This window comes from Methanoculleus sp. MH98A (genome assembly GCF_000691865.1).
Classification (GTDB): Archaea; Halobacteriota; Methanomicrobia; order Methanomicrobiales; family Methanoculleaceae; genus Methanoculleus.
In genome coordinates, this window is the sequence record NZ_JMIO01000099.1 from 1 (window position 1) to 6,502 (window position 6,502).

Annotated in this window: 8 protein-coding genes and 1 tRNA gene; 1 reads left to right on the forward strand and 8 read right to left on the reverse strand. The window is 64.4% G+C overall.

Going from position 1 to position 6,502, the window contains the following annotated elements; all coding sequences use genetic code 11:
* Nucleotides 1-202 precede the first annotated feature (202 nt).
* The 8 genes from EI28_RS11220 to EI28_RS11250 all read right to left on the reverse strand — a co-directional run bounded on the left by EI28_RS11220 (nucleotide 203) and on the right by EI28_RS11250 (nucleotide 6,184).
* Nucleotides 203-312 (reverse strand) — tRNA-Met (locus EI28_RS11220).
* A 73-nt stretch (nucleotides 313-385) separates the two neighbouring features.
* Nucleotides 386-1,861, reverse strand: coding sequence for an acetyl-CoA carboxylase biotin carboxylase subunit (locus EI28_RS11225; protein ID WP_048114903.1), 1,476 nt, complete (start codon nucleotides 1,859-1,861; stop codon nucleotides 386-388).
* A gap of 14 nt (nucleotides 1,862-1,875) precedes the next feature.
* A complete protein-coding gene (oadA, locus tag EI28_RS11230) occupies nucleotides 1,876-3,624 on the reverse strand; it encodes a sodium-extruding oxaloacetate decarboxylase subunit alpha (protein WP_048114904.1) in 1,749 nt (582 codons plus the stop codon).
* Nucleotides 3,625-3,677: 53 nt separating this feature from the next.
* Nucleotides 3,678-3,938, reverse strand: coding sequence for a hypothetical protein (locus EI28_RS15005; RefSeq protein WP_231476778.1), 261 nt, complete (start codon nucleotides 3,936-3,938; stop codon nucleotides 3,678-3,680).
* Nucleotides 3,917-4,330: a hypothetical protein gene (locus tag EI28_RS15010; protein ID WP_231476780.1), complete on the reverse strand. Its 414-nt coding sequence runs from the start codon at nucleotides 4,328-4,330 to the stop codon at nucleotides 3,917-3,919. Before EI28_RS15010 ends, EI28_RS15005 begins: the two co-directional genes overlap by 22 nt.
* Complete coding sequence (locus EI28_RS11240) at nucleotides 4,312-5,010, reverse strand: ATP-binding cassette domain-containing protein (protein ID WP_048114910.1); 699 nt, start codon at nucleotides 5,008-5,010, stop codon at nucleotides 4,312-4,314. The genes EI28_RS15010 and EI28_RS11240 overlap by 19 nt, the downstream gene beginning before the upstream one ends.
* A complete protein-coding gene (locus EI28_RS11245; RefSeq protein ID WP_048114905.1) occupies nucleotides 5,007-5,678 on the reverse strand; it encodes an energy-coupling factor ABC transporter ATP-binding protein in 672 nt (223 codons plus the stop codon). Before EI28_RS11245 ends, EI28_RS11240 begins: the two co-directional genes overlap by 4 nt.
* Nucleotides 5,675-6,184 (reverse strand): biotin transporter BioY, encoded by a 510-nt coding sequence (locus EI28_RS11250; protein WP_048114907.1) that lies wholly within the window; start codon nucleotides 6,182-6,184, stop codon nucleotides 5,675-5,677. Before EI28_RS11250 ends, EI28_RS11245 begins: the two co-directional genes overlap by 4 nt.
* A gap of 59 nt (nucleotides 6,185-6,243) precedes the next feature.
* Between EI28_RS11250 and EI28_RS15015 the strand changes: the two genes are divergently transcribed.
* Nucleotides 6,244-6,502, forward strand: a 259-nt coding sequence (locus tag EI28_RS15015) for a hypothetical protein (RefSeq protein ID WP_231476781.1), incomplete at its 3' end; no start/stop codon positions are given.

Sequence of the window (6,502 nt, forward strand, 5' to 3'; positions counted from 1 at the left end):
CGCTTTTTAGATTGAGTTTTATAATGCCTCCTCTTACACGGGATAAGGAGCCGGTCTAAACCAGCAAACACCTGCGAAACCGGTCTACAATTCTGACCGGGAACAGATGCCCTCGCGTTGTTGCTTCAATCCGCAGAAAGCAAACACTATCCGAGGAACATTCTCGATGAAAAATATTCTCAAAATGAGAACCCAAAACAAATGCTGCGGGTGGGATCCGAACCCACGATTTCCAGATGTCCCAGGCTTGGACGCACCGTCTTCTCAAAAACCCTATGAGTCTGGCGCCCTAACCGACTAGGCCACCGCAGCGCACAAAGTGCAGTATAACAATGTTGTATTGCCAAATAAACCTTATGGCTCCCCGGAAAAATTGGATAAAGGGTTACTTCGAGTTTTTCCGGATATAGACGTCGACCGCCGCCGTGATCGCCGCCACGTGCTTCCCTTGGCGGAGCGAGGCGGCCAGCGTCTGCATACGCGCCTCCTCCTCGTGGAGGTAGCGGCGCAGGCTCGTCGCGATGTGCTCCTCCTGCAGGAAGTGCGTGTGGGTGTCGCCGGCGATGAAGTGGGCGTTGTGCATGATCGCGTAGTGGAGCGGGAGCGTCGTCTTCACGCCCAGGATGACGTACTCGTAGATCGCCCGCCGCATCCGCTGGATTGCCTCCTCGCGGTCGGAGCCGAGCGCACAGAGTTTCGAGATCATCGAGTCGTAGTGCGCCGGGATGGTGTAGCCCATGTGGATGCCGGAGTCGACCCGGATTCCCGGCCCGCCCGGGGAGCGGTAGCGGACGATCTTGCCCGGATCGGCGGCGAAGTTGTTCAGCGGGTCCTCCGCGTTGATCCGGCACTCGATCGCGTGCCCCCGGATACTGATGTCGTCCTGGTCCATCGCGAGGTCTTCGCCCGCCGCGATCGCGATCTGCTGTTTCACCATATCGATCCCGGTGACGAACTCCGTGACCGTGTGCTCCACCTGCAGCCGGGTGTTCACCTCCATGAAGTAGTAGTTCCCGTTCGCGTAGAGGAACTCCACCGTGCCGGCGTTCTTGTAGTTCGCCGCCTTTGCCGCGGCGATGGCCGACGCCGTCATCTGCTCCCGGAGAGCGGGCGTCATGATCGGGCAGGGCGCCTCCTCGAGCAGTTTCTGGTGCCGCCGCTGGATCGAGCACTCGCGGTCGTAGAGGTGGACGGTGTGCCCCTTCGCGTCGGCAAGAACCTGGATCTCGATGTGGCGCGGCTTCGTGAGATACTTCTCCACGAAGATCGTCGGATCGCCGAAGGCGGACTGAGCAATCCGCATCCCCGCATCGATCGCCTCTTCGAGTTCTCCCTCATTCTCAGCGATGTGCATCCCGATACCGCCGCCGCCCGCGCTCGCCTTCACGATCACCGGGTAGCCGATCTCGGCGGCGACTTTCTTCGCCTCGTCGACGCTCGTCACGCCCTCCGGCGTGCCCGGAAGGACCGGGACGCCGGCCTCGCGCATCATCTTCTTCGACCCGATCTTCGAGCCCAGTGCCTCGATCGTCTTCCACGACGGCCCGATGAACGTCAGGCCCTCCTCCTCGACCAGCTTCGCGAACCCGGCGTTCTCCGCGAGGAACCCGTAGCCCGGGTGGATCGCCTCGGCCCCGGTCTTCCTCGCCACGTCGCAGATCCGCTCCTTATTGAGGTAACTCTTCGACGGGTGCGCCTCCCCGACGCAGAACGCCTCGTCGGCGTACTTGACGTGGAGCGCATTACTGTCCGGCTCGGAGTAGATCGCGACCGTGTCGATGCCCAGTTCCCGGCAGGCACGCATGACCCGGATGGCGATCTCGCCGCGGTTGGCAATCAGGATCTTGTCAAAGTATTTCATCGTGCTATCCAGCCTCACTCAATGACCATCAGCACGTCCCCGTTCTGCACGACGTCCCCGGCGTCCACGAAGATCTCCGAGACCGTGCCGTCGCGGGGACTGGGGATGGGGTTCTCCATCTTCATCGCCTCGAGGACGATGAGCGTGTCGCCCTTCCTGACGGTGCTCCCGCGCTGGGTCATCACCTTCAGGACCATGCCCTGCATGTTGCTCTTGACACCGCCGGCGACATCCCCGCGGGGCGCCCCCGCCGACGCGGCGGCGGCCGACGGGGCCGCGACCGAGCCCCCCTCCACGGTGATGATCCGCACCGAGAAGATCTCGCCGTCCACCTCGACCTCCATGGAACGGGGGATCTCCGCAACCCCCGCCGGTCCGGCTGCCGCCTTCTCGGGGATCGCCTCGGGCTGGCGCTCGCCCCTGAGGAACGACGGCGCGACGCTCGGGTAGAGGATGTAGGTGAGGACGTCCTCATCCCGGGTAACCAGACCCTGCTCCTCCGCCTCCTTCTTCATCTGCTCGTAGATGGGTTCGAGGAGGTCCGCCGGGCGAACCGTGACCGGCTCCTCGTCGCCGATGATCGTTCTGCGGATCTCGGGGCTGATCGGGGCGGGAGAGCGTCCGTAGAGGCCGCGGACGTAGTCCTTCACCTCTTTCGTCACGTTCCGGTAGCGCTCCCTGTCCATCAGGACGTTGAAAACCGCCTGGGTGCCCACGATCTGGCTCGTCGGCGTAACGAGCGGCGGGTAGCCGAGATCCTCTCTCACACGGGGGATCTCGCGGAGCACCTCGTCCAGGCGGTCGAGCGCATCCTGCTCCTTGAGCTGCGAGACGAGGTTCGAGATCATCCCGCCCGGGAGCTGGTAGATCAGCACGTCCGAGTCGACCCGGTCGGCGATTGAGTTGAAGAGCGGCTCGTACTTACCCCGCATATCGCGGCAGATGTTCCTGACCTTCCGGAGCGGGAGAAGATCGATCCCGGTGTCGCGCGCCGTCCCGGCAACGCTGGCAACGACGCTCTCCGTCGGAGGCTGGGAGGTGCCGAGGGCGAACGGCGACATCGCCGTATCCAGGATATCCACGCCCGCATCGATCGCCGCCTGATAACTCAGGGGCGCGACGCCGCTCGTGCAGTGGGAGTGGAGGCAGACCCTGACGTCCGCCGTCTTCTTGATCCCCGTGATGAGGTCGCGGGCATCGTGCGGCATGATCAGGCCGGCCATGTCCTTGATGCAGATCGAGTCGCAGCCGAGCGAGTAGAGTTCTTCCGCCATCTCGACAAACGTCGCGACGGAATGAACAGGGCTCGTCGTGTAGGAGATCGCGCCCTGCAGGTGCGCCCCGACGTTCTTGACCTCCTCCATCGCTTTCTTCATGTTCCGGATATCGTTCAACGCATCGAAGACCCGGAAGATGTCGACCCCGTTTCGCGCCGACGCCTCTACGAACTTCTCCACCACGTCATCGGGGTAGTGCCGGTAGCCCACGAGGTTCTGGCCCCGCAGGAGCATCTGGATAGGCGTGCGCCGGAGCTCTGCCTTCAGCACCCGGAGACGTTCCCAGGGATCGTCGTTGAGGAACCTGATGCAGCTGTCAAAGGTCGCCCCGCCCCAGGCCTCGACGGAGAAGAAACCCACGTCGTCGATGGCACGGGCAAGAGGGAGCATGTCCTCAGTCCGGAGGCGGGTGGCGATGAGCGACTGATGCGCGTCCCTAAGCGTGGTATCGGTGATATTGAGTGAATCTAATTTGGCAGCACACATCGAATTGTACACCTCGAAGGGCTGAGAAGATATCGATAAAGCCTCTCAAAAATTCATCCTACTAATATAAAAACGTCGCGAAGGGGGAGAGTCGATAAAAGGGCGGGTATTATAGCCATTATTGCGGCCGGGACGTCCAGGGGATCCGCCCTGAACCGGGGACAGATCCGCCCTCCGATCGTGTACCCCCGTACCACGAGCAGGCGCGCAACCTCGTCGGCCCGCCGGATCTCCGTGACGATGAGGGTGACGGCGAGCGGCACGATCGAGCGGATACCGGGCCGGATACCCTTCAGCGCCATCGCGATTCGCACCTGCTCGATCTCCCCGCGGAGCACGGAAATGCCGGAAATTCCCATCTCGCGACGAGCCCGATCTCGAACCCCACCCGGTTCCCGAGAGCCCAGACCGCCACGGCAAGCATCTCTCCGTCCTCTGTCCCGGCATACGCCCACGCGGCGAGGAGGAGGATCACGGTCATCCGGAAGAAGTAGGAGAGCCCCGCGCCGCCGCCCCATGCGGAGACGAGCGCCGTTGCGGCGACCATCGCAACGAGGGGCAGCAGCACCCCCGGCCGCGGGAGCGATCGTGTGCGCGGCGTAAACAGCAGCCACCAGACGAGGGCGGCGGCGGCTCCCGCGATGCTCGCAAACGCCGCGAGTGAGAGGACGGCGACGGAAAGAAGCCTCAGCCGCGGATCCTGCATAGCGCCTCCCGTGCGTCGGCGAGCCTGATGTTCGCAGGACGGGCCCCCTGGTCCAGTGCATACCTGAGATACGGCGGGGCGTGCCGCCAGGAGGGGATCGCGTCGGGCACGCTGCCGCGGGCGGTCATGTCTCCGGCCTCCATCTCCCAGATTGCGTCCACCCGGGGAAGAACCGCGCGCTCGTGCGAGAAGACGATCGTGATGCCGGAATCGCGCTCCTCGAGCATCCCGCAGGCCTTCCTCTTCGCGGTGCAGTCGAGGGAACTGAACGGTTCGTCCAGCAGCAGCAGGTCGGGATCTTTCAGGATCGTGCAGGCGAGAGTCAGTCTCTTGAGCTCGCCGCGGGAGAGGTGGAACGGGTCGTCTTCCGCACGCCCCGATAACTCCGCCAGCGCGAGCGCGTCATCCGGTAAAAGCCCCCAGGAAGCGGCCTCCCCGGCAACCGTCGGGCAGGTGATGTGGTGCTCGGGGAACTGCAGCAGGAGCCCTGCCGAGAGAACACCGTGCCGCCGGACGTCTCCGCTTTTGGGCCGGAGCAGGCCGGCAAGCAGGAGGGCGAGCGTCGACTTCCCGCTCCCCACCGGCCCGCTGACCAGGTGCACGCCCTCGCCGAAGGTGCCGCTGCCCCGGAGGACGAACGAATCCCGCGAAAAGACGAGATCTGCAAGTTCGACCCTCACCGGCGGACCCTCCACATCGTGGGATAAAAACACGTCTCCTCGAGCGCGGAGAAGACCTCCTCCGGCGTGCCGCGGTGCCGGACGCGGCCGTTCTCCATGAAGAGGACGTAGTCCGCGGTAGCCGCGGCGTCCATCGACTGCGTGCACCAGAGGACGTGGGCTGCGGTGCTCTCCCGCACCACGCGCCGGACGCGCTCCGCGGTCACGGCATCCAGGTGCGAATCGGCCTCGTCCAGGACGAGCACCTCGGGGTCGCCGGCGCAGGCGGCAGCCAGCGCAACGAGTGCCTTCTCCCCCCCGGAGAGGCCCGAGACCTTCTTGCCGAGGAGGTGCGGGATGCCGACCACCCCTGCGGCCGCCCGGACCGTCGCGTCCGTCTCGGGGCAGGGCCGGTGGCGGAACCGGGGCGTCGACGCGATCTCGTCGTAGACCCTGGAGAAGAGGAGCGTCCGGTCGGGGAACTCCCCCACCCACCCGACCTTCACGGCCGACGGCGGACGGTCGAGGAGCCGGACCGATCCCGCTTCGGGCTCCTCGATCCCGGAGCAGACCGAGAGCAACGTCGTCTTGCCGCTCCCGTTCGGCCCGATAACGGCGATATGGCGCGCGTCCACCGCAAGGCCGGGGATGTCGAGCAGCCGGTGCCGGAGATCGGCGATACGGATCATGCCACCCGCTTCCCTATGGCGTATGCGGCTGCAGCCTTCACGGCATCGCCGATGATAAACGGGGCGACGCCGAGCAGGACCGCCTGAAGAAGCGGGATCGAAGCCGAATATGAAAGCCATACGGCGCCAGCCAGGAGATAGATTGCACAGGCCGCGATCAGCCCTGTGATCCGCGATGCCGGCGATTCGTGTTCGTAGGCGATCCCGGCGACGAGGGCGGCGGGGATGAAGCCGATCAGGAACCCGCCCGTGGGGCCGAGAAGCACCCCGAGGCCCGCCGTGCCGTTGTGATAGACCGGGAGGCCCGCCGCCCCGAGGAGGACGTAGAGGGCGACGGGGATCGCCCCGTAGCGCTTCATGACGATCCCGGATAACAGGACGAAAAGCGTCTGGAGCGTGAGCGGTACCGGGGGGAGTGGGATGGAGATCCAGCTCCCGGCGGTGATCAGCGCGATGAACGTACCGCTGTAGGCGAGGATCCGGGCTCGGTGCATCATGTCAACCATTTTATTTTGGATGGTTGACAAGAAAAATTTGTCTCACACGCAGCCGCGAAATGATACGGATGTTACTGATCCCGTTCGCGAACTTCTGCGGTTCGAAGCCTAAGGCTTCTCAAACTCCGGGCGTTCCGCCCATCGCGGTTCGAAGCCTTAGGCTTCTCACGTTCCTGCCGCTCACGATGCTCGCTCCAGTCGCGGTTCGAAGCCTTAGGCTTCTCACGTTCCTGCCGCTCACGATGCTCGCGCCAGTCGCGGTTCGAAGCCTTAGGCTTCTCACGTTCCTGCCGCTCACGATGCTCGCGCCAGTCGCGGTTCGAAGCS

Bases quoted from the DNA above. Each gene is read 5' to 3' on its own strand.
- EI28_RS11225 (WP_048114903.1), bottom strand. From the start codon at position 1,861: ATGAAATACTTTGACAAGATCCTGATTGCCAACCGCGGCGAGATCGCC.
- oadA (WP_048114904.1), bottom strand. From the start codon at position 3,624: ATGTGTGCTGCCAAATTAGATTCACTCAATATCACCGATACCACGCTT.
- EI28_RS15010 (WP_231476780.1), bottom strand. From the start codon at position 4,330: ATGCAGGATCCGCGGCTGAGGCTTCTTTCCGTCGCCGTCCTCTCACTC.
- EI28_RS11245 (WP_048114905.1), bottom strand. From the start codon at position 5,678: ATGATCCGTATCGCCGATCTCCGGCACCGGCTGCTCGACATCCCCGGC.
- EI28_RS11250 (WP_048114907.1), bottom strand. From the start codon at position 6,184: ATGGTTGACATGATGCACCGAGCCCGGATCCTCGCCTACAGCGGTACG.